Raw genomic sequence first — 23,070 nt, 5'->3', positions numbered from 1 at the left:
TATTATCATTTTTATTAATGGGCGGTAAGCCTGTATTCACTGAACCGGGCTGAAAGTAGATTTCTGCTTTTTTTATCGCATTTTTACAAAACGTGCTGCTTTGGAAGGATGTTTTCGCAAGCTGGTGCCTAAGTCGTAAGCGTTGTAGTGGTGTAGTTAGGCTTTTTAGGGTACTCAATGGCCTGATAGCTAATTGTGTGAGTCAGAGTCCGCGTTTATTTTTTTTCTGAAGTAACGACGTATTTACTTTCCTGTCGGGCGCATTTTTAAAGGAGTTATGGATGGTAGTTATTTTTTAGCCGGTAAATTTTATTTTGTATAATTTTTTTTAACGTGGTTCATTTATTTTATGTGTCATTTTTATTTTATATTTAATTATGTTTTTAATTCTTAGATTTTAATATAAAAATTCACTTTTTATTTTTTTAAAATAATTTTTTAAATTTTTAAAAACAATTCAAATAAAATATAAATATGTTATTTTTCATGGTGTTATTTAATATTATGATGATATCTTTAAAATGCGGTTGACGATATTTATGATTGAGTGGAATAATGCCGCACGTTTATTGTTGCAGAAGGTTTTATCTGCCATTAAACCTAACCACGTAATGAAAATTAATGATTCACGTAAAGGCGAGTCAATATTCTGCTGCCACTGGCAGGGCGTTCGGACGCTTTTTGCAAGCGTGAATTATTACCTCTATTGGACTTTGTTTATATCAAGGGATGTACCATGAAAAAAAGTATTCTTTTTGCCGCTCTGGCACTGGCTTCTGCGTCTGCAATGGCTGGCGAGGCTGGCCAAATCAACATCAGCGGCCTAGTGAGCGATAACACCTGTGATACCCGTGTTAACGGTGGCGGAAAAGATGGCCTAGTTCTTCTGGATACTGCGCTAGTTGATGAAGTAAAGACTGCGGGTATGGTTTCCAATACAACAGCTGGCGCCAAGCCAAAGGCCTTTAGCCTGACCATTGACTGCAACAAGTCCGGTAATGCTTTGGATAAGGCTTCTGTAACTTTTAGTTCTGTATTTTTTAGCAACAGCACCGGCACGCTGAAAAATAACGAATCTATTAACGATCCAGCTAAGGGCGTCAACATTGCGCTGCACTTAACAGAAGGTCCAAACGGCGCGATTCAGAATCAGGTAAAAGTGAACGATCCAAGCCAAGTCATGGAAGCGTCTTTCACCAATAAGGTAGCAGTGTTTGATTTTCTGGCCTCTTACGTGAGAGAAAATTCCACCACTGAGGTGAAATCAGGCCACGTTATGACTAACGCAGCCTACACCTTCACTTACCAGTAATGGGTGAGAGCAGCCCGAGCGCTACGGCGTCGGGCTGTGAGTTTATTGTTGCACTTTTTGCGGCGCGGTATCTGGTAACAGTGCTGTGCCTGCAGGGCTGTCAGGATATCCCCTGTGGGGAACAACGTTTAGGGATGGATGTTTTATGCGTTATTTTACTCAAGCCGCGGCGGTTATTTCATGCGCCGTATGCCTCACCGCTCTGAGTGCGCCCGCGCAGGCGGATATCGTGATTTCCGGTACCCGCATTGTTTATAAAGAAAGTCAGAAAAGCGTCAACGTGCGTCTGGAAAACCGGGGAGAGAATCCGCTGCTGGTGCAAAACTGGCTGGATACCGGTAATGATAACGTTGACCCTAGTCAAATTAGCGTTCCTTTCAACTCAACGCCTCCCGTATCTCGCATTGATTCCAAGCGCGGTCAAACAGTCAAGGTGATGTATACCGCCGCAAGCGCGCTGCCTAAAGACCGCGAAAGCGTTTTCTGGTTCAACGTGCTGGAAGTGCCGCCAAAGCCAGCAGACGGGGAAACAGCCGGTAAAAACATGCTGCAGCTGGCGTTTCGCACACGCATCAAACTGTTCTATCGCCCTGAAGGGCTGAACGGTATTCCTTCCGAAGCGCCGAAAGCGCTGGTGTGGAGTACCGGCGTAGAAAAGGGCGTAGCGGTGGTGATTGCTAAAAACCCAACCCCTTACCACGTATCGTTTAGCTCGCTAAACCTGAACGCTGGCGGTCGAAAGTACGAAATAGAAAGCCAGATGGTTGTCCCCTTTGGTGAAACCCGCTATCCGGTGAAAGGAATCAAGAGCATTCCAAGGCAGGCCAAGATTAGCTTCTCTGCCATTAACGACTTCGGTGGAGCGGTAGAAGGCAGCGCCGGTCTATAAGGTACGCTTTTTTCTTTTTCTATAACTTAGAGACGCCGAAGGGATACCAATCAAGTTGTCTACACCTAATAATAAAAAATTCCACCGTAAAACGTCAGGTATAGCAGCGGCCTGTGCGCTATTTTGCAGCAGCGCAGCCAGTGCTGCTGAGAAAGTGGAATACGATAGCACTTTTCTGATGGGCAGCGCGGCAACGTCTCTGGATCTGGCGCGCTATTCGGACGGCAACCCTGCGCTTGCCGGTGTTCATGAAGTCAGCGTGTTTATTAACGACAGGCCAGTTTCAATCGCCAGCGTAGAGTTTATTGATATCAAAGATCGCGGCGTTCTTGCCTGCCTGACGCCCAGCCTGCTGACGCAGCTACACATTAAGCAGCCCGGCATGATGGACACTCAGTGGCTGCTAAAAAGCGAGCAAGAGAAAAAGAGTGACTGTCTGGATTTGGAGCAGTCAATTGCTCAGTCTCGCGTTGAGTATGACACCAATGAACAGCGTCTTAATATTTCGCTACCTCAGGCCTGGATCGTGCACGGCTATAGGGACTATGTCGATCCCTCTCTTTGGGAAGAAGGGATCAATGCCGCGCTGCTTTCTTACAATACGAATGCTTACAGAACGGAGAATCACGGCGGTAATAACAACAGCTTTTACACCAATTTTAACGGCGGGATAAATTTAGGCGCCTGGCGGCTCAGAGCGAGAGGGAACTACAGCTGGTCGAACTCAATGGGTAACAGTTTTGACTTTCAAAACCGCTACGTTCAGCGCGATGTGGCTGCCTTGAGATCGCAGATCGTTCTGGGCGAATCCTATACGACCGGGGAAACGTTTGACTCCGTGAGCATCCGCGGTGCGCGCATTTACAGCGATAGCCGCATGCTGCCCTCTAACCTTTCCAGCTATGCCCCTACGGTTCGGGGCGTAGCGAACAGCAACGCCAAGATCACGATTACTCAGGGCGGCTATAAAATTTATGAAACCACCGTCCCTCCTGGTCCGTTTGCTATCGAGGATCTGAGCCCTTCGGGCTACGGGGCGGATTTGATCGTCACCATTGAAGAAGCCGATGGCTCTATACGTACCTTTAGCCAGCCGTTCTCGTCAGTAGTGCAAATGATGAGCCCCGGCGTTGGGCGCTGGGATATCAGCGGTGGTCGAATTATCAATGACGATCTGGAAGATGAGCCCAATCTGGTTCAGGGAACCTTCTACTACGGTATTAACAACCTGCTGACTGGCTATACCGGCATTCAGGCGACCGATAACGACTACCTGTCTGGCCTGCTTGGGGTCGGGGTGAACACCGGCATTGGTGCGATTTCATTCGATGTGACCCACTCTAAGGTCGATATTCCCGATGATAAGAGCTACTCGGGGCAAAGCTACCGCATTTCCTGGAACAAAATGTTTGAGGCGACGAACACCTCGCTAAACGTCGCTGCTTACCGCTATTCCACGCAAAACTATTTGGGGTTGAATGACGCAATTAGGCTGATTGACGATGCTAAACATCCGCCAGAAAACATTAGTGAAGAAGACAAGGCCCGCATGGGCAACTATACGCGGATGAAAAACCAGTTCAGCATCAGCATTAACCAACCCCTGAGGCTTCAAGAGCAAGATTTTGGATCGTTTTACCTGACGGGCAGCTGGATTGACTACTGGGCAACGGACCAAAGTCGCAGCAACTATTCGCTAGGATACAGCAACAGCGCTTCTTGGGGGTCTTACGGCATCAGCGTGCAAAGAACCTGGGATGAGTACGGCGATCGTCAAGACAGCATGTACTTTAACGTCAGTATCCCTCTCGAAAAGCTTCTGGGCGGCGAACGGCGCACGTCAGGCTTCCGCTCTGTTGACGGCCAGATGAACACTGACTTTAACGGTAACCATGGTCTGACCATGAGCAGCTACGGCGGCAGTGAAGACGGTCGTCTGAGCTATAGCGTTAACACCGGCTATAGCATGGTGAAGACCGGGCGGGATCTGGCTTCTATTGGCGGCTACAGCAGCTATGAGTCTCCCTGGGGCACTCTCGGGGCATCAATATCAGCCAACGATGACGGCAGCAGGCAGTACTCGGCAAATACTGACGGCGGATTTGTTCTGCATCGCGGTGGGCTAACCTTCAGCAATAACAGCTTCGGCGACAGCGATACGCTGGTGCTGGTGAAAGCTCCCGGCGCTCAAGGCGCGCGCATTAACTACGGCAACAACACCGTTGACCGCTGGGGATACGGGGTTGCCAATACGCTCTCTCCCTATCGTGAAAACAGCGTTTCTTTAGATATTGAAACAGTAGAAAACGACGTTGAGTTAAAGAGCACCAGCGCAACGACCATACCGCGCTCCGGCTCGGTTGTCGTGGCCAATTTTGATACCGACATGGGGCGCTCCGCCGTTATGAGACTCTCGCGCAGCGACGGTGAGTTTATCCCTTTCGCCGCTGATGTTTATAACGAGCAGGGCGTCATTATTGGGCACGTGGGGCAGGGCGGTCAGGCATTTGTTCGCGGCATTGAGGACAGCGGCCAGCTTCGAGTGGTATGGGGCGCTGGCAGCGGCGCTCAAAGCTGCATGATCGATTACCAAGTGACTGACTTACAGGAAAAGCTGGGGCAAACGCTGGTATTTAACAACGCGGTCTGCCGCGTTCAGTAAGCCCGCTTAAGCGATAGAGATGGGCAACGTTTAAACAAAAAGCGCGCGTCGCGCAATGATGGAAATAAGGGAAACGATGGTAAATATGAAAAAAATGCTGGTTGCCACAGCCGTTCCTCTAACAGTGTTAACGTCACCGCTGGGGCTGGCCCAGGATGTGGAAGTCACTTTTACTGCGGATATCAAAGCGGCAACCTGCCAGATTACGCTGTCGGGGGACAATGTGTCGGGGAGCACTACGTCCGGTTACACGATGATGATGCCGGAAGTGCCCCTGAGATACATCAAGCAAAAGACGGCCAATCAGGCGCAGGCTCACTTTAAGCTGAAGGCCGAGTACTGCACAGCTGACCTCAGTAAGATATCGATGACTATCACACCGGGGCGTGTATCAACTTATTCACCCCTGTACTTAGCGAGTAACGAACTGACGGGTGCCGGTACTGCGAAATGGGTTGGGATGGGCTTTAAACGCAAGTCAACGTCAGGAGACAGCTTTATTAAGCTCAAACAGGGTACTGAAGCGGGAGACTCTGTCGTCTGGAGCAGTGGTGAAAAAAGCAGTGGGCTCGATATGACGCTGGTTTTGCGTGAAACCAGCACCGATTATGGCGGCGGGCAAACCGGAAGCTTTAAGGCTTCGGCCACGTTTGGATTTACCTACGAATGAGCGAGAGAAATGTCATGAAAAAAATTAACTCCGTTTACTGTAGCCTTATTAGCGGCCTGCTTATTACCAGTTCTCTGTATATGAACATTGCCAGCGCAGCGGAAGGGACGGAATCTTTAAAGCTGGATGTTATTACTACTGTCACAGCGGGTACCTGTAAGGTAAAGCTGATGGTTGATAAAGTAGAGAACAACACGGTTGCTTTTGGCGACGTGTATACCTCTGAAGTAGTGAATGAGAGCAAATCTAAATCTTTTTCTTTGATTTTCTCTGAGTGCGAGTCGGTTAACTCTGGTCAGGCAAAGATAACTCTGCGTCCAAAATCGGGCGTAAGCTGCGACGCGGCAGGGGCGGGAAATGCCTTTGCCAATACTGTAACAGGAGCCGGTAGTGCGAGTGCTGTTGCAGTAGCAATTCGGACGAAAAGCGACCCTAAAGACGCAAGCGGTGAACCACTAAACTGCGGTTCTCCAGTGCAAAAAACGGTGCGGATCTCTCCGACAGCGGACACCGAATGGCCGCTAAACGCTCGTTTAGTCGTTGCTGCGCCGAATTCTTCTGATGCTGTAACGGCAGGAAGCTTCAGCTCGCAGGGAACGTTTAACATTGTTTACGAGTAACTTTTAGGTACAGCAGATGTGTCGAAATCAACGCCGTTTGGCGTATACGTTGTGGCCGATGGCGGCGTTGTTTTTCGCTTCGGCAGTACTGGCAAAAGATGTGGATTTTACCGCCAATGTCATTGCTAACTCCTGCAAAGTGACAGTGAGTAACGGTGGGAGGGTCATTTTAGGTACCGTAACGCCGAACTATTTTGCAGCGGGTGTGACGGCGACAACTGACTATCCGGGAGGGCAGACGTTTACGCTAAGTATTACCAACTGCGTCCAGCTCTCGACGATAAGCAGTGTGTCGCAAATGCAGGTTGAGTTTACCCCACAGAGCGGCCTTTTTCCGCTACCAAGTCGACAGATCTTTGCCAACGACGCGTTGGTTAGCGGGGCGCAAAACGTGGGGGTGGTGATTTTTTCTGCTCAGGACGGCGCCAATCGCTTTAACGTGTTGAAAACCGATGGAAGCTCTCAGGCCGTTTATCCAGTGACAAAAAGCACGCTGGAAAACTCAACCTGGACGTTTTACACCCGGATGCAAAAAATCGACGCCAGCCTCGGCGTAACGCCGGGGCCTGTACTGTCGAACGTGCTGGTTAACGTGAGCTATAACTGAGCAAGAAAGAGAAAGGATGCTACATGAGTCGTTTTTTTGCCGCACTTGCTGGTACTTTGCTTTTTGCCCTTTCGTCCATGCCGTCCCACGCGTGGAGTATTTATTTTGGTGAAAAAGAAACGCCGACCTCAAGAGATAACATTTATCTTGGTGGATTAAGCAGCGGGCTTGCAACGTTTAATGCGGGCATGCCTACCGTTGCTGTTCACAGCGAGACGTCTATGCGAAAGGTTGGCACATCGAGTTATTACTGGGATGGATTTCAGTCGGGCGGAACGGGTGGAGGGGTATACTGTAATAGCCATCATGATATGCACGACATTAGAATGAGCACCAGCTATCAGAGCTCGGGTCAGCGATTCGATGGCCACACCCTGTGGAAAACGTCCGTTTCTGGACTCTATTTTTCTGTCAAGTTCACTACGCTCAATTTTGGCACAGGGATCACCGGGCCCGTTTGGCTTGATAGTAATACGATTAACCTGGATTTTAGCGGGTTTATACCACCCGAAAATCTTCGCGCCTGTGGTGGGGTAGAAAACAAATTTATGATCATGGGCGGGATCGTCTTGACGGCAGAGTATCATTTTTATGCCGACTCCTCCTTTCGCCCAACCGCTAGCCCCCTGTCGATGAACTTTACTAAGGTGCAGCAAGACTACGACTTTCTCTTTGAAATGACAGACCCGAGAGCCGATTTATACGGTTCAAAACAGGTTAAATTTAATATAACCGGTAACCCTATGGTTGTGACATTTCCGACCTGTACCGCGAGGTCCATTTCCGGCAGTAGCGTTACCGGAACCACTGTCGCTCTGGGGGAACATAAGGCTAGCGACATTAGAAACGGACTTGCCGCAGTACCCTTTTCGTTAAATCTGGAGGGCTGTTCTTACGTTAAAAACGTACAGGTGAAACTTGTATCTAGTAGCGTTGGTACTGGCGATACAACGCTGTTAACCAATACTAAAACGGGGGCGGATGCCGCCAAGGGCGTTGGGGTGATGATCGAAGGGGATGCTAACCCGCTTAGCGCAAAGATGACGCTGGTGCCTAACAAGGCTGATTCAATTTATCATTTTTCATCCTATGCCAATCAGTCTGACTATCAGCAAAGTTCGGTGGGCAACGCCCTGCAAACGCTGAAGTTTTTTGCGACGCTTAAACAGGACGGCAGTGCCACAATCGGTTCCGGCAGGCTTGAAGCCAAGGGGACGTTTCAAATCACGTATCCATAGCGCCTTCTGGACTGCTCTACGCACGCGAGTACCGCTGATGGCAGTAGGTTGCAGAATACTTTTACTATGTTAGATGCGTTTTATACGGTTTCAAACATCGGCCTCCTTGTTTAGGAGGCCTTTTTATGCCAGACGCTTATTTATAAAAATTCACATCCTGTAGCGTATTGAGCTCCTGTTCAATACGCCCGCGCGCGGCCAGCAGCGTGCGGGTAACGTCTGCCGTTTTTTCTTTTGTTGCCCTGAAGGTGGGGATCGAAATGCTAATGGCGGCAATGGTGTGGTTTCGCTGCCTTAAGGCGACCGCATAGCAGGTGGTTTCTTCGTTGATTTCCCGGTTATCTACCGCGTAACCGTTCTGCTTCACGCCTTCAAGCTGCTGACGCAGCTGCTCGATGGACGTCACGCTGTAGGGAGTGAGGGGGGTAAACCCTTCAGGATAGAGATCCAGAATCTGTCGATCGCTGTACTCGCAGATAATGGCTTTGCCCAGTGCGGAATAGATTGCCGGCAGTCGAGTGCCGATGTGGGATACTAGCTGAACAGTCTGCTCCGCCTGCACTTTGTTGATGTACAGCACGTCTGCACCGTCCAGAATGCCCATCTGACAAACTTCATTGCACTCTTTAACAATGTCGTTCATCTCTTTGTACACCATGTTTAGCCAGTAGGACTTGTCGAGGAACGATCGCGACAGAATGGAACAGGAAATGCCCAAATAGTAGAGTTGGGCGTTGACGTCGTAGCTGATGTAGCGCTGTTCCACCAGCGTTTTCAGTATCGGGAAAATCGTTCCTTTTAGAATACCGGTTTTTTCCGAGAGGGCGGTTAATGAAACGCCTTTATTCTCCGACGCGAGCGCTTCCAGTATTTCTAAAACCCGCATGGTGGGCTTGTGTTCCATAGTGATAAATGCTCTTGCCGGTAAACAGGGCCACCATTCTAGGTTTAAAAATAACCCAAGTAAATCGCCCCGCCCCTTTTCCCACTCGCAGGCCCGTTCCGCTTCTTATCCTTTTGCCGCGTTGTGTGACTGGCATCAAACATTAACGAAAAAGCGTTGGTTGCAAAAGATCGTCTTTTCGCCCTGTAAATAAATAACTTTTACTAATCAATAAAATAAATGCTTATTGAAACGATCTGGCTACATTTGACTCGTTTTTCGGCTTAGGTATACTCGCGGTAGTTTGTATTTATAAATGAAGTTTGTATATATGAACAATCAACAAAAACAGTCTCCACGAGGTAAAAATGAAAAGTAGCTACATTACGCCCACCGTTACCATTTTTGACGAGAAAGGCCGAATCGACGTTGAACAGAACCTGCGGGTGTACGACTTTATTAAGCCGCACGTGTCCGGATTTGTCGTGATGGGCAGCACCGGTGAGTTTTTTTCTCTGAATATGGAAAGCTCTCGGCAGCTGATCAAAGCCTGCGGCGGGTTTGCTAAAGGCGATATGAAGGTTTACGCCGGAGCAAGTCGCCTGGACGTAAACGAGTCCGTTGAGCTGGCGAACTGTGCGCACGAGCAGGGGTTGGACGGGGTGATGATTATCAGCCCCTATTACTTTCCGCTCGGCGACGAGGCGATTTTTGACTTCTACAGCACCATTGCCTCTCAGACTCCGGCCAAGATCTTTATCTACAACTTCCCGGAAAGAACTGGCTACTCGGTATCGCCAGAGGTGTGCCTGCGCCTGGCAGACAAGTACCCGAATATTATCGGTATGAAGGACACCATTCCCGACACGGCGCACACCGCACAGGTGATCAATACGGTGAAAAGGCAAATCCCGCACTTTGAAGTGTACGCGGGCTATGACAACAACTTTGCCCATACGGTACTGTCCGGTGGGAATGGCTGTATTGGCGGGCTTTCTAACATCGTGCCGGAGTTTTTTGCCTCTTGGATGAGAGCCTTTAGCAACAGTGATTTGGTCGCTGTGGGTCAGCACCAGCGCGCGGTAGATCGGCTAATGGCGGTCTACGGGGTCAATGCGCCTTTTATACCGACCTTTAAGAAAGCGTTACAGCTTAAGGGCGTGATTCAGTCGGACCGCTGTTCGTCGCCTTTCAACACCCTGAACGCGGTACAAACACAGCAGCTACAGGACATTCTTACCGCAGCCGATTCCTATAAATAAACCTTATTAGATCAATAAATAGAACATTTTATCTACAGAATATAAGGAAAAATAAATGGCTAAAATAGCGCAGTACGATAACCCCCTACTAAATTCTGCGATACAGAAATCGTGGAAACGCCTCGTTCCCCTGATGTTTATCATGTACTTTGTCGCCTTTATTGACCGAGTCAACGTCGGCTTTGCCAAAGACGCGATGAAGGTGGATATTGGCCTGTCCGAGTCGGCCTTTGCGCTGGGGGCGGGGATCTTCTTCGCCGCCTATGCGCTGTTTGGCATTCCGGCAAACCTGATTTTGAATAAAATCGGCGCTCAAAAATGGCTGAGTATTACCACTGCCGTTTGGGGGCTGCTGTCGGCGATGACAGGGTTTGTGACCAACGAAACGGAATTTATCATCCTGCGCTTCCTGCTCGGCTTGGGAGAAGCGGGTTTCTATCCCGGCATTTTGCTGCTGGCGTCGATCTATTTTCCTAACAAAGTGCGCGGTTCGGTGGTCGGCATTTTCGTGCTCGGCGTACCGCTGGCGCTGACGCTGGGCTCACCGATATCGGGTGCGCTGCTGGAGCTGCACGGCTGGATGGGGCACCCCGGCTGGTTCTGGATGTTCGTGATTGAAGGGCTACCTGCGCTGGTATTGGGGATTTTTGCCTACTTCTATCTGGACGATAACCCGACCAAGGCGCGCTTCCTGACTCAGGAAGAGAAAGAGGCGTTAAACGCGCAGCTTGCCTCAGAACAGTCAAAAACCGAGACCAGCTCTGTGCTGTCGGCGCTGAAGAACCTGAAGGTGTGGCATCTGGCGCTGATCTACGGCACCATCCAGATTTCCGTATACGGCCTGATGTTCTTCCTGCCCTCACAGGTCGCCTCGCTGATGGGGCAAAGTCTGGGCTTTAAGCAGTCGCTGGTGGCGGCTATCCCTTGGGCATGTTCAGCGTTTGGCGTTTACTATATTCCCCGCATTGCTGACCGTCACCCAGAGAAGCGCGTGTCTATTTCCGTGATGTGCATGATGGCGGCGGCGATTGGGCTGGCGATTTCTGCCTTTGCCGGGCCGGTCTTCGCCATTGCAGCGCTGTGCCTGAGCGCGATTGGCTTTCTGTCCGTCCAGCCGATTTTCTGGACTTTCCCGCCACAGCTGCTGACTGGCCCGGCGCTGGCCGCCGGCATCGGCTTTTGTACCACCATGGGCGCCTTCTGCGCGTTCCTTGCTCCCATCATCCGCGTAGAGATGGATCAGCTGATGAACAGCAGCATTGCCGGCCTGATTACGCTGTCCGTTATTACCGTCGGCTGTGCGCTGCTGATTGGCCTGCTAAAAAATAGCCAGCCGTCTGATGAGGCATAGTTCGTTTTAGGTCAGAGCCACTTTGAGAAGGATGTGAGCATGCAAAAAATATTGCGTATCGACAGCAGCGATAACCTGATTGTCGCCCTGAAAGACCTGCGCGCCGGTGAGTCCTATGACTGGAACGGCGAGCGGTTTACCCTCGTGACCGACGTCAAGGCCAAGCACAAGTTTGCGACGGAAAACGTGCCGGTTGACGGCGTGGTGTCGATGTACGGCACGCCGGTAGGTAAGGCAACTCGCCCGATTGCCAAGGGCGAGGCGATTACGGTGGACAATATTCGTCATCACGCCGCGCCAGTTTCTTTAGAGAACGTTGAGCCGTACAGCTGGCAGGCGCCGGACGTTTCTGAATGGGAATCCCGCACCTTTAAGGGCTACGTTCGCGACGACGGCCGGGTCGGCACCGCCAGCTACTGGCTGGTGTTCCCGCTGGTATTTTGCGAAAACCGCAACGTCACCAAGCTGACCGATGCCCTCAATGAGGCGCTGGGCTACAGCAACAGTTCGTTGAAAAACTTTGCCCTTAGCCTGACCTCCGGCAGCGCTGCACCTGCGGAAGCGCCAAAAATGTTCCCACATATTGAAGGCGTTCGCTGCATTACTGTGACCAGCGGCTGTGGCGGCGCGACTTCTGATTGCGAAACCATGTGTGACGTGCTGGCGGCCTATGCCGACCATCCGAACGTCATCGGCATGACGGTATTCAGCCTGGGCTGCGAAAAGTCACAGCAAAAGATGTTTAAGGACGCGCTGGCAAGGCGCAACCCTCATTTCAATAAGCCCTCGCTCTATTTTCTCCAGCAGGAGTGGGACAGCGAAGAGCGCATGATGCAAACCGCGCTGGAAGAAACCTTTAACGCCATGAAGGCGGTGAAGCCAACGGCGAGAGTCGATGTGCCTCTTTCCTACCTGAAGCTAGGAGTGAAGTGCGGCGGCTCGGACGGCTTCTCCGGTATTTCCGGTAACCCAGCGATGGGGCTGGTGTCTGACTGGCTGACAACGCTAGGGGGCGCATCCGGGCTGGCGGAGTTCCCCGAGCTGTGCGGCGCGGAAGGAGATATGGTGAAGCGCTGCGTTCGCTTTGAAGATAAGAAAAAGTTCCTCGATCTGATGCAGGCCTATGAGAAAACCGCCAACTTCTTCAACACTACAATTGCCGACAACCCAAGCTTTGGCAACATTGCCGACGGCCTGATCACTGACGCCATTAAGTCCACGGGCGCAGCGAAAAAGGGCGGTCGCGCGCCGATTACTGGCGTGTGTGATTACGCCGAACCGATGCCGGACAGCGGCCTGTCGCTGGTGTGCACGCCGGGTAACGATGTGGATGCGGTGACCGGGCTAGTGGCCGCGGGCTGTAACGTGGTGATTTTCTCTACCGGACTGGGTACGCCTACGGGTAACCCCATTGTGCCGGTGCTGAAAATTTCCACTAACAGCGCCATCGCCGAGCGGCTAAGCGACATGATCGACTTTGACTGCGGCCCGGTAATCGACGGCATGCCGCTGCCGGAAGTGAGCCGCGGGCTGTTTGACAAAGTTATCGACACAGCCAGTAAGGACTACGTGGTGAAGGCCGACAGGCTGGAACAGTTTGACTTCCTGCTGTGGAAGCGCTCGCTGGATTTGTAATGCTATCTGTCTGACATAAAGAAGGGGCAGGGATGCCCCTTTTTTATGAGAGCGTCTTTTTGCCTGAACCGCGGCGTTAATTGATTTGCCGTCTCTTAGTCGGTATTTTATTGGTATACATTTTATCGGCTACCCTATCTTTTATGAACGTCAGTGAAAAAGCATATCAGCAGCTCAAGGCGAAAATTATTGCTAACGAGCTGGTCGGCGCGGTGTCTGAAAATGAACTGTGCCAAGAGCTAAACGTCAGCCGTACGCCTCTTCGTGAGGCGATTTTCAGGCTTATGACAGAAGGCTGGATCGAACATTCAAAAAATAAAACCAAGACCATCAGGCCAATCACCTTTAACGAAATACGCAGTATTTTTCAGGTCAGAAAAGACATTGAGCTGATGGTGCTTAACCTTTCATGGGAAAACCAGGACGTTCAGCGCTATCGCGATATTCGGCAGAAGATCGAACAGGGACTGGCGGAGACGCGTTTTGATCTGCTGCTGGAGGCAGATAGCGAACTGCACGAGCGGCTGCTAGTGGACTGCCAAAATGAAATCGTCACCCGAATGCTGTCGTTTATTTACGAGCGGCTGCGGATGCTGCGCGCCGGCAACGGTGAAGGAGAGTCTATTTTGGCGTCTTCCCGCGAGCACTTAACCATCTGCGATGCAGTGATCGCGAGGGATCTTGAACAGGCGAGGGGGGCGGTGGCCGAACACGTTGGCAATTCCTATAACCGCCTTTTCTCAGCTTTTAAGTAGCTGTTATGCTCTATTTATATTAAAAGAACAGACATAAAAAGAGCGGGGTCGCAGTATATGCTGCAACCCCGTTTTCTATTTCTAAAGAACAGACATGGTTACTCGATAACGTGGTGTACCAGCGTCTCTTTGCGGATTTTTTCCCAGTCCCACTGAATACCGATGCCCGGCTCCTGCGGTGGATAGGCGATGCCGTTTTCGATCTTCACCTGATTGAGCGTGATGCCGTCGAGCTGCGGAATGTACTCCAGCCAGCGGCTGTTAGTGATAGCGCAGCACAGAGAGATGTGTAGCTCCATCAGGAAATGCGGGCAAACGATCTTGTTGAAGCATTCGGCCATGTGCGCCACTTTCAGCCACGGCGTAATACCGCCGATGCGGGCAACGTCCACCTGAATAATGTCGGCGGCGTTGTTTTGCAGGTACTCTTTAAAATGCTGAACGGAGTACATGGATTCGCCGACCGCAACGGGAATAGTAGTGGATTCACACAGCTTTTTATGGGAGTCCACGTCGTGAGCGAGGAACGGCTCTTCAATCCACGATAGGTTAATGTGTTCCAGCAGCGCAGCGCGCTGTTTGCCTTCAGAGAATTTAAACGCCTGATTACAGTCGGTCATAATCACGTACTCACCCCCGACGGCTTTACGCACCGCTTCTAACCGCTCGATATCGCGTACTGGGCTTTCTGAACCAATCTTGATTTTTGAACCGCAGAAGCCCTTTGCTTTCACGTCCAGTGCATCTTTCACCAAGTCTTCAGTGCTCAGGTGCAGCCAGCCGCCTTCGGTGGTGTAGAGCTTGATTTTAGACTTTGCGCCACCAGCCGCTTTGTACAGAGGCTGCCCCAGACGTTTGCACTTCAGATCCCACAGGGCGGTGTCGATCGCCGCCAGCGACAGGGAGGTGATGGCGCCAACAGAGGTGGCGTGGGTTGAGAACAGCAGGGATTCCCATATTTCTTCGATCATGGAGGAATCACGGCCGATGAGCTTGGGCAACAGGTGGTCGTTTAGCAGCGCCACCACTGACGATCCGCCGGTGCCGATGGTATAGGTGTAGCCTTCACCGACCAGGCCGCTTTCTGTTGTTATCCTAACGATAGGGGTTTCTTGTGAAACGAAGGACTGGATGGCGTCTACGCGCTTTACCTTCGGCTTCAGGTCTACCATGAAGATTTCTGCTTTGGTGATTTTCATCGTCGCTCCTTTTTGGTATTTATATTGTATACAATGTAAATACAATAAGTGAGCCGGCGTAAAGATCAAACAGATTGTGCTGGATGTGGGGGGAGGATCACGGTTTTTAGGCAGATGGTAACGATGCTGAAGAGCAGCAGTTCACGTAGTCTAAAGAGACAGCTAGACGCCAGCGAAAGGGTAGAACAGTAGCGAAAGATCTTGAGGCGGGCACGGCTTGTCTATTTTCACATAAAAAATCAGTATAAAGCCTGCTAACTGGCTCATTATTATTTGACTAATTTGTGTATAAATTTAGGGGGGACTATAAATTAACGCTATTATATCAATGAATAGATGCTTAATATAATTTCTATTGTCATTATGATTAATGACACCATTTTAATTTAAATTATTTCTTTAATTTGAAATGTCAGCAAAATATATTGCCTGCTTTATCAATTATTTTTACCTCCAATCACAGCGGAGTAAACTTTCTTTACAAACTGCGCCAATTGAATTGAATGACTTATAAAAACACGTTTATTGTGTTATATTTCTTTTTAAGCAACAGGTATGGAATAATATTCTGGTGGAGGTTTTCAAAAAAATATTTATTAATAACACCAGATTAGCTGCGGGCTATTTTTGTAATATTTGCAAAGGCTCATGCCTTTTTAGCGCTTATCATTCTCGTTAAGCAGTGCCTAACAATATACTCATTTTTCATTTTCTACCGGCTCACTGTCGTCATCCTATTTTTACAAAAATCAGTGAAGCTAGAATCGGGTCAACGTTTATTGATGTATTTAATGGACTAATAACATGTTAAAAAATAATGCGATACCAACTCCCGCCGCAGTGTTTATTGCGCTGACTGTGGGCGCTGTGCCTTCTGCTGCTCTTGCAGCGGACTGCAGCGGCGGGCAGTCTAGCTTTTCCAATGAGACTATCTATTCCGTCAATGGCTCTACTTCAATGGCCTGTTCACAGGATATTACTATTGTGAATACCAACGGCTCATGGAACGGCGGTGATAACACCGGCGGTACGCACGGTGTCTATATGTATGCTGGAAATATAGACTTAAGCGGCAAGTTGATAGTCACGGTATCGGGACTGAATGCTGATGCTATTAACCTGAAGGCGTCCGGCAGTGCAGGTAGCCCGACGACGTTGACTATTGGCGACGGCGCGAGAATAAGGGCAACGGGGAGCTCGGGCGACGGTATTAACGTGGCGCTGTATCAAGGATCCGGTTCGGTAACGCTGGGAAATGACGTTGATATTAGCTCAAGAGTCGGCGTGGCGGTGCGGGCTAATCTCTCTCCGAACGCGGGAGAGTACAACCACGTGAAGATTGGTGAACGGGCGACTATCACCGGCGAGGCGACGAGTGCCAGCGAGACGAGCGGCGAAGGCTATGCTGTTTTTGCCGGCAACCGTAACCGTAATAGCGATACACAGAACGGTTCGGCATTTGTGGTTATCAACCGCGGTAGCCATATTTCTACTACCAACAGTGGAACAGCGTTGACTCATGCGGTGTATGCCAATAAAGGCGGGGTTATTCAGCTTGGAGATAGCGCATACGTTGAAACCTCTGGTACCCGAGCAAATGCGCTGCACGCCACAGTAGGAACAGATACGCAAAACCAGAAGGGCGGCATTATTGAGCTGACCGGCGGTGCTGAGGTGATTGTTAGTTACGATACGGCCTATGCGGTGTATGCAAAGGGCGTTGGCTCCAGAATTGTTTCTCAAAAAACGGCGCTGGAAACAGTCAGCGAGCTTAATGACTATATTGCCGGCAGCGGTACGTCAACGGCTACGTCCGGTAAGTTTCTGATTACCGGCAATATGCTGGCAACTGAAGGCGGTCAAATAGCGCTAGTCATGACAGACGGGACTCAGTTTAACGGCGGTGCTTCCACGGACAGTGAAACCGGTACTGTCTCCCTTGATATCAGCGGCCAGAACAGTCGCTGGAATATGAATCAGGATTCTGACGTGACAACGCTGAGTCTGGGGAATAAGACTCGCATTCACTATGACTATACGGACGGCGTGTTCAAAACCCTGACGGTAAACGGCAATTATCACAGCAATAACGGCGTTATCGCCATGAATACGGTGCTGGAGGGCGACGGTTCTCTAACGGATAAGCTGGTCATTAAAGGCGATACGTCAGGGCATACGGATATTTCTATTACCAATGCGGGCGGCAACGGCGCGTTAACCACTCAGGGGATTGAGCTGGTTCAGGTTGAGGGCAACTCAGCGGGCACTTTTGGCAACAGCCAGCGTATTGTCGGCGGCGCGTTTGACTACTTTGTTCGCTCAGGCAGCACCATCGCTGGGGCGAACGACAGCAGCTGGTATCTGGTTTCTGACTATAGCCCAGTTATTCCTCCGGTGAATCCTCCTGTCGATCCACCAGTGAACCCACCGGTTAATCCGCCAGTGACTCCACCCGTGACGCCGGAAGTGTCTACGCCAAAGCCAGTCTATCGTCCGGAGGCGGGCAGCTACGTTGCTAACCTATCCGCAGCAAATACCCTGTTTATCACTCGTCTGCACGACCGTCTTGGGGAGACGCAGTACACCGATGCGCTAACTGGCGAACAGAAGGTGACCAACATGTGGCTGCGCAACGTCGGGGGGCATAACCGCTTTCATGACGGCAGCGGGCAGCTAAAAACCACCAGCAATCGCTATGTGATGCAGCTTGGCGGTGATTTGGCTCAGTGGACTCGCAACGGCATGGATCGCTGGCACGTCGGCGCTATGGCGGGCTATGGTAATAGCCACAGTAAAACGCGTTCTAACGTGACCGGCTATACCTCTAAAGGCTCGGTGAACGGCTATAGCGTAGGTCTTTACGGCACTTGGTATGCCAACAGCGTGGATAAAAGCGGTAGCTATCTGGATTCATGGGTGCAGTACGGCTGGTTTGACAACGAGGTTAACGGCGAGCGGCTGGCGGCAGAGAAGTACAAATCGAGCGGCGTGACGGCCTCGTTGGAAGGCGGGTACAGTATCAAGCTGGCAGATAGCGAACGTTCCAGCTTTTGGCTACAGCCGAAAGCCCAGCTGGTTTGGCTAGGGGTTACGGCCGATTCACACCGAGAGAATAACGGCAGTCGGATCAAATACGATACCAGCGGCAACTTAATGACTCGCGTAGGCATGCGCGCCTTTATGAACGGCCACAGTGCGGTGGATGACGGCAAAGATCGCACCTTCCAGCCGTTTATCGAAGCCAACTGGATACATAATACTGAAGACTATTCCGTCGAGATGGATAACCGTAAAAGCAGCCAGAGTGGGGCAAAAAATATAGGTGAAGCCAAAATCGGCGTCGAAGGGCAGGTCAGTAAACGGCTTAACCTGTGGGGCAACGTATCGCAGCAGATAGGAAACGATTCTTACAGCGATACGCAGGCAATGCTGGGTGCTAAATACAGTTTTTGATGTAGATGTAGAGATAATGCTGCAAGGGCCTGTGATTTATCACCGATCCTTTTTATTTTTAGAGGCTTTTTTGATGCATCAGTGCAGGAATAACGGTGAATATATTTTCCGTCAAGATTGCGTATTTAGTGTATTGAAATTTTTTATTTTATTAATTCAGTGTAATAAAAAGAATCACGGATACTTTCGGATGTTTATTAATGAAATGCTATTATTAATTAATAAACCATTAATATTCATCGCGTGTGTATAACAAAAAAACCAACTACAAACCAGTGTTTTTACCGAGCGAACATCCAGATTAAATGGCTTGCAAGCCATTTAATAATACGTAATGGTCTGTTTTACTCACCCCGTATGTTTTTACCTGCCGTTTTTTAGTTAATATCTAGATATTTATTTCTTTATGGAATAAAAACTCGATCTAATATTTCATTAAAATGCGTTGCTATGTATACTGATTTAGGACTGCAATAGAACATGGAGAGTTATAAGAACATGAAAATCCCATATATTCTTAATAAACCACACAAAATAGCCCTATTAAGCCTATCAATTGCTGCATCGTTCGGATCGGCAATAGGCGCGACTATTCAGATCGAGGGGCCATACCCTTATTCTGCTGCGTCTAACACCGGTACTCGCGGAATTAACGAAACGGCTGACGCGCAGGGAACTCGCGGCGAAGCGGGATACATATTTTTAACGGATCCGGAGTCTGTCGCATCAGATAACCGCGTAACCGTGGCTAGCGGTGTCATTATTACCGGCGGCGCGGGCGGTAATGGATACAATGATGCAGGCGTTGGTATTCTTGGCAGCAATCTGACGCTGGAAAATGACGGCCGCATTACTGGAGGGGCTGGCGGCTATGGTGGATCCGCTCGCTCGGGTTCCGGTGGCGCCGGTGTCTCTGGCGATAGCCTGACGATTATTAATCGCGGTCAAATTACGGGCGGTAGCGGAAGCTATGGTCAGAGCAATATTGGCAGTACGGATGGTCTGGGTGGAGCGGGGATATCCGGTAACCATCTGACTATAACCAATATAGTCGGCGGCACTATCACTGGCGGGGAAGGTCATTACGGTGGTAATAGCGCTGCCGGCATATCCGTGAATGACTCGACGATAACCAACGGCGGTAGAATCATTGGAGCCAGAGGCAGCTATGGCTATGGTAACGGTAGCGGCTTAGGCGGTGTTGCCGGGGATGGAATATCAGGCAACCGGCTGACAATAGACAATATAGCGAGTGGGTCTATTACCGGGGGAGAAGGGAACTCACGAAACGCTGGCGGTGCGGGAATCTCCGGCGATGACCTAAGGATAACTAACGGCGGCAGTATTACCGGCGGTGAGGGCGGCTTCGGCTATGGTAATGATGCCGGCATGGCCGGTGCGGGAATATCCGGTAACGGCATGACCATCATTAATAGCGGTCGCATCACCGGTGGAAAAGGCGGCTATGGCGGCCTCGACGACAATGGCGGGGCCGGAAACCCTACCGCAGGGGCGGCAGGTATATTCGGCAGCAATGCGGTCATCACTAATAGCGGCTCTATTATTGGGGGGGAAGGCGGTTTTGCCGGTGGAGATTCATCAGGCCCTGATGGTAGCGATGGCGGTGACGGAATATCTGGTAGTCACATGTCGATAACCAATATGGCAAATGGCTCTATCACGGGTGGAAACGGTAAATACGGCGGTGGCTATACTGCTAACGCACTTGGCGGTAACGGTGGCCACGGCGGTTCAGGGATATCTGGTAGCGATATGACCATCACTAACGATGGCCGCATTACGGGTGGTAACGGTTCCTACAATGGTCCGGGTAGTGAGGCTCTTAACGGCGGTAACGGTGGGGCAGGCGTAACAGGTAGTGACATAGAGGTTATCAACAGGGGTGTTATCACTGGAGGGAACGGTGAACGAGGTAACATCATGGGCGTTAGCGGTGAAGGTGGTGCTGGCGTATCCGGTAACAACCGTAAAATCACTAACACTGGCAGTATTACCGGGGGAGTAGGTTATGATGCCAGATACTATAACTACTACGGTGGTAATGGCGGTGCGGGGATCTCCGGCAGTAACCGAGTGATTGAAAACAGTGGCTCTATTGTTGGAGGCAGAGGTGGCAGTAGTAACATCGGCAGCGGCAACGGCGGCGCGGGAATATCCGGCAGCGATTTGACGATCGTCAACAGCGGCCAAATCACTGGCGGTAGCGGTGGCACGGGTGCCAATTCGGGTGAAAATGGTTCTGCGATAGATCTCACCGGCGGCAGCAATACCCTGACGTTAGACACTGGCTCAGTCATCACCGGAAATATCACGCTGGCGGACAGCACCGCTGAAGGCGCAACAGCGCTGCTTATTGTGGGGCGCGTTGCAGAGAATCGCGCTATCAACGGCGGTTTGGCCGTTGGCAGACTGGCCAGCGTTGCCCTTGCAGGACAGCCAATTGAATTTTCCGGACAGGTTTCATTTGCCGAGGGAACCGCGTTAACTCTTGGTGCCGGTGTCAGCCTTAAAGCGGACTCTCTGTCTATCGAAGAGGGAGCCTCCCTCAATGCGAATATCACCCACTGGGATCAGCACGACATTATGCTGGTGGAAACGGTTAACGGCATCAGTGGAGCGTTCTCCTTTAACAACGCGCTTGTGGCGGGTATGAGTCAGCCCGATTTTGCCTATATCAACGCCGGAGACAGAACCATTAAGTACTCACTGTACTGGAACGGTCTGGACTCTGATGCTCACGGGACGTTTACCCTTGATGAAGGACGCACCTTTAGTCTCGGTGTCGATTTGGCAGACAATACCGTGCATACCAATACCCTCTGGGACGGTAAAAGTTTGACCAAGGCCGGAAAAGGCACGCTGGTTCTGTCGGTAGAAAATACCTATACCGGTTCAACCCATATCCATGAAGGAACCTTAAAGACGACAGCGTCGAACGCCTTTGCCAATACGTCCGGAGTGACTATTGATGAAGGGGGCACGCTGAATCTTAACGGCAACAGCCAGACGGTGAATACGCTGGATAACGGCGGTACTCTACTGATTGATGACTATGGCGTTCCGCCCGCTTCTCCTCTTAGCGTGACGCTGACAGGCGATGTGACTAACAGCGGCAATATCGTGCTGAATAATAGCGATACTAGCGCTGGCAACACGTTGACCATCGACGGTGACTACGTCGGCAACGGCGGCAGTCTTTCTCTGGGAACCGTTCTCGGTGGAGACAGTAGCCTGACCGATAAGCTGGTGGTTACCGGTAGTGCGACTGGCACAACCTATGTCTCCGTGAGCAATGAGAACGGTTCAGGCTCTCTGGTGCATGAAGGGATTAAGATTGTTGAAACCGGCAGTACGACGTCGGATGCTTTTGTGCAGCGCGGGCGTATCGTGGCGGGCAGCTATGAATACTATGTGAAACAGGGTACGGCTTCCGGCGAAGACCTGAATAGCTGGTATCTGACCAGTCTAATTCACTCGCCGAATCCCGATGAGTCCGGTAATTCGAACGACTCGGTTCACGTTTATCGCCCCGAAGGGGGCAGCTATACCAGTAACCTAGCGGCGGCCAACTCGCTGTTTAGTACTCGACTACACGATCGCCAGGGCAGCGCTGGCTATTTCCATCCTGTTACTGGGGGAAGCTACGAGACCAGCATGTGGCTGCGCGTATCGGGTGGACACAGTGCAGGACGGATGTCTGACGGTCAAAATAAGACGTCGGCTAACCGTTTTGTGATACAGCTTGGGGGCGATCTGGCTCAGGGAAGCGTTAACGGCGTTGATAGCTATCACTTAGGCATAATGGGCGGCTATGGCAAGCAGAACAGCAATACCCACAACCGCTGGTCGGGTCATCGCTCTCGCGGTGAAGTGAGCGGCTACAGTGCCGGCCTGTACGGAACCTGGTATCAGAACTCGCTAGAAAAGACAGGGCTGTACGTTGACTCATGGGTGCTCTATAACTGGTTTGATAATACTGTGAAAGGCAATGAACTTGCCCAAGAGAGCTACAACAGTAAGGGTATTACTTCATCAGTAGAGTCAGGCTATACCTATCACATAGGATCATACGCCACGGACAGCAATATAGAGAATAAGGTCTATATTCGACCGCAGGCACAGGTTATCTGGGCTGGGGTGAAGGCCGATGACCATATTGAAAAAAATGGTACGCGGGTGAAAGGTGAAGGTAACGACAATATCCAAACTCGCCTAGGCGTTCGTTTGTATCTCAACGGCAAGAGTCGTGTAGATAAAGATACCGTGCGTGAGTTTCAGCCCTTTGTGGAAACAAACTGGGTGCATAATTCAAAGCAGTACGGTGTTCAGATGAAAGATACTCGCTCTTATTCCGAAGGAAGCCGAAACGTTTATGAGGCGAAGGTGGGAATTGAAGGCCGGTTAAGCAAAGGCTTCAGCGTATGGAGTCACGTGGCTCAGCAGGTCGGTAAAAATGGGTATCACGATACCAGTGGCGTCGTGGGCGTTAACTACCGGTTTTGATACCTGTAGG

At 50.5% G+C, this 23,070-nt stretch carries 15 protein-coding genes; 13 read left to right on the top strand and 2 right to left on the bottom strand.

The features are described 5' to 3' along the window. Positions 1-736 precede the first annotated feature (736 nt). The 7 genes from DQM29_RS13665 to DQM29_RS13635 all read left to right on the top strand — a co-directional run bounded on the left by DQM29_RS13665 (position 737) and on the right by DQM29_RS13635 (position 7,998). Entirely contained in the window at positions 737-1,312 is a 576-nt protein-coding gene (locus DQM29_RS13665; protein WP_111741203.1) for a fimbrial protein, read from the top strand. Positions 1,313-1,457: 145 nt separating this feature from the next. Next, the gene (locus DQM29_RS13660; protein ID WP_111741202.1) at positions 1,458-2,201 is read left to right on the top strand and encodes a fimbrial chaperone; all 744 of its coding nucleotides are present in this window, start codon (positions 1,458-1,460) and stop codon (positions 2,199-2,201) included. 55 nt (positions 2,202-2,256) lie between these two features. Continuing rightward, positions 2,257-4,863: an outer membrane usher protein gene (locus tag DQM29_RS13655; protein ID WP_111741201.1), complete on the top strand. Its 2,607-nt coding sequence runs from the start codon at positions 2,257-2,259 to the stop codon at positions 4,861-4,863. Positions 4,864-4,948: 85 nt separating this feature from the next. Continuing rightward, positions 4,949-5,533, top strand: a complete 585-nt coding sequence (locus DQM29_RS13650) for a fimbrial protein (RefSeq protein WP_170126541.1) — start codon at positions 4,949-4,951, stop codon at positions 5,531-5,533. A 14-nt stretch (positions 5,534-5,547) separates the two neighbouring features. Continuing rightward, entirely contained in the window at positions 5,548-6,153 is a 606-nt protein-coding gene (locus DQM29_RS13645) for a fimbrial protein (RefSeq protein ID WP_170126540.1), read from the top strand. A 16-nt stretch (positions 6,154-6,169) separates the two neighbouring features. Then, on the top strand, positions 6,170-6,760 hold the full coding sequence (locus DQM29_RS13640) for a fimbrial-like protein (protein ID WP_111741198.1): 591 nt from the start codon (positions 6,170-6,172) through the stop codon (positions 6,758-6,760). Between the two features lie 23 nt (positions 6,761-6,783). Further along, positions 6,784-7,998: a fimbrial protein gene (locus tag DQM29_RS13635; RefSeq protein ID WP_111741197.1), complete on the top strand. Its 1,215-nt coding sequence runs from the start codon at positions 6,784-6,786 to the stop codon at positions 7,996-7,998. A 136-nt stretch (positions 7,999-8,134) separates the two neighbouring features. On the opposite strand, the gene DQM29_RS13630 is transcribed toward DQM29_RS13635, so the two are convergent. Continuing rightward, the gene (locus tag DQM29_RS13630; protein ID WP_172622633.1) at positions 8,135-8,902 is read right to left on the bottom strand and encodes an IclR family transcriptional regulator; all 768 of its coding nucleotides are present in this window, start codon (positions 8,900-8,902) and stop codon (positions 8,135-8,137) included. A 347-nt stretch (positions 8,903-9,249) separates the two neighbouring features. Here DQM29_RS13630 and DQM29_RS13625 point away from each other — a divergent pair, with 347 nt between their 5' ends. From DQM29_RS13625 to DQM29_RS13610, 4 genes are all read left to right on the top strand, one after another. After that, entirely contained in the window at positions 9,250-10,143 is an 894-nt protein-coding gene (locus tag DQM29_RS13625; RefSeq protein WP_111741195.1) for a dihydrodipicolinate synthase family protein, read from the top strand. Positions 10,144-10,198: 55 nt separating this feature from the next. Next, positions 10,199-11,494, top strand: coding sequence for an MFS transporter (locus tag DQM29_RS13620; RefSeq protein ID WP_111741194.1), 1,296 nt, complete (start codon positions 10,199-10,201; stop codon positions 11,492-11,494). A 39-nt stretch (positions 11,495-11,533) separates the two neighbouring features. Further along, positions 11,534-13,129: a UxaA family hydrolase gene (locus tag DQM29_RS13615; protein WP_111741193.1), complete on the top strand. Its 1,596-nt coding sequence runs from the start codon at positions 11,534-11,536 to the stop codon at positions 13,127-13,129. A gap of 143 nt (positions 13,130-13,272) precedes the next feature. Beyond that, complete coding sequence (locus DQM29_RS13610; RefSeq protein WP_111741192.1) at positions 13,273-13,884, top strand: GntR family transcriptional regulator; 612 nt, start codon at positions 13,273-13,275, stop codon at positions 13,882-13,884. Positions 13,885-13,982: 98 nt separating this feature from the next. On the opposite strand, the gene DQM29_RS13605 is transcribed toward DQM29_RS13610, so the two are convergent. Beyond that, positions 13,983-15,083, bottom strand: coding sequence for a mandelate racemase/muconate lactonizing enzyme family protein (locus DQM29_RS13605; RefSeq protein ID WP_111741191.1), 1,101 nt, complete (start codon positions 15,081-15,083; stop codon positions 13,983-13,985). A gap of 804 nt (positions 15,084-15,887) precedes the next feature. Between DQM29_RS13605 and DQM29_RS13600 the strand changes: the two genes are divergently transcribed. Then, the gene (locus DQM29_RS13600; RefSeq protein ID WP_111741190.1) at positions 15,888-18,536 is read left to right on the top strand and encodes an autotransporter outer membrane beta-barrel domain-containing protein; all 2,649 of its coding nucleotides are present in this window, start codon (positions 15,888-15,890) and stop codon (positions 18,534-18,536) included. A 498-nt stretch (positions 18,537-19,034) separates the two neighbouring features. Continuing rightward, positions 19,035-23,060 (top strand): autotransporter outer membrane beta-barrel domain-containing protein, encoded by a 4,026-nt coding sequence (locus DQM29_RS13595; RefSeq protein ID WP_170126539.1) that lies wholly within the window; start codon positions 19,035-19,037, stop codon positions 23,058-23,060. Positions 23,061-23,070 lie beyond the last annotated feature (10 nt).

This window comes from Leminorella richardii, from assembly GCF_900478135.1.
In the GTDB taxonomy this organism is placed as follows: domain Bacteria; phylum Pseudomonadota; class Gammaproteobacteria; order Enterobacterales; family Enterobacteriaceae; genus Leminorella; species Leminorella richardii.
The sequence above is the reverse complement of the archived record's forward strand: the minus strand, read 5'-3'. Positions and strand labels throughout refer to the sequence as shown.

Coding starts and splice junctions, on each gene's coding strand:
- DQM29_RS13665 (WP_111741203.1), top strand. CDS start 737: ATGAAAAAAAGTATTCTTTTTGCCGCTCTGGCACTGGCTTCTGCGTCT.
- DQM29_RS13660 (WP_111741202.1), top strand. CDS start 1,458: ATGCGTTATTTTACTCAAGCCGCGGCGGTTATTTCATGCGCCGTATGC.
- DQM29_RS13650 (WP_170126541.1), top strand. CDS start 4,949: ATGAAAAAAATGCTGGTTGCCACAGCCGTTCCTCTAACAGTGTTAACG.
- DQM29_RS13645 (WP_170126540.1), top strand. CDS start 5,548: ATGAAAAAAATTAACTCCGTTTACTGTAGCCTTATTAGCGGCCTGCTT.
- DQM29_RS13640 (WP_111741198.1), top strand. CDS start 6,170: ATGTGTCGAAATCAACGCCGTTTGGCGTATACGTTGTGGCCGATGGCG.
- DQM29_RS13635 (WP_111741197.1), top strand. CDS start 6,784: ATGAGTCGTTTTTTTGCCGCACTTGCTGGTACTTTGCTTTTTGCCCTT.
- DQM29_RS13630 (WP_172622633.1), bottom strand. CDS start 8,902: ATGGAACACAAGCCCACCATGCGGGTTTTAGAAATACTGGAAGCGCTC.
- DQM29_RS13625 (WP_111741195.1), top strand. CDS start 9,250: ATGAAAAGTAGCTACATTACGCCCACCGTTACCATTTTTGACGAGAAA.
- DQM29_RS13620 (WP_111741194.1), top strand. CDS start 10,199: ATGGCTAAAATAGCGCAGTACGATAACCCCCTACTAAATTCTGCGATA.
- DQM29_RS13615 (WP_111741193.1), top strand. CDS start 11,534: ATGCAAAAAATATTGCGTATCGACAGCAGCGATAACCTGATTGTCGCC.
- DQM29_RS13610 (WP_111741192.1), top strand. CDS start 13,273: ATGAACGTCAGTGAAAAAGCATATCAGCAGCTCAAGGCGAAAATTATT.
- DQM29_RS13605 (WP_111741191.1), bottom strand. CDS start 15,083: ATGAAAATCACCAAAGCAGAAATCTTCATGGTAGACCTGAAGCCGAAG.
- DQM29_RS13600 (WP_111741190.1), top strand. CDS start 15,888: ATGTTAAAAAATAATGCGATACCAACTCCCGCCGCAGTGTTTATTGCG.
- DQM29_RS13595 (WP_170126539.1), top strand. CDS start 19,035: ATGAAAATCCCATATATTCTTAATAAACCACACAAAATAGCCCTATTA.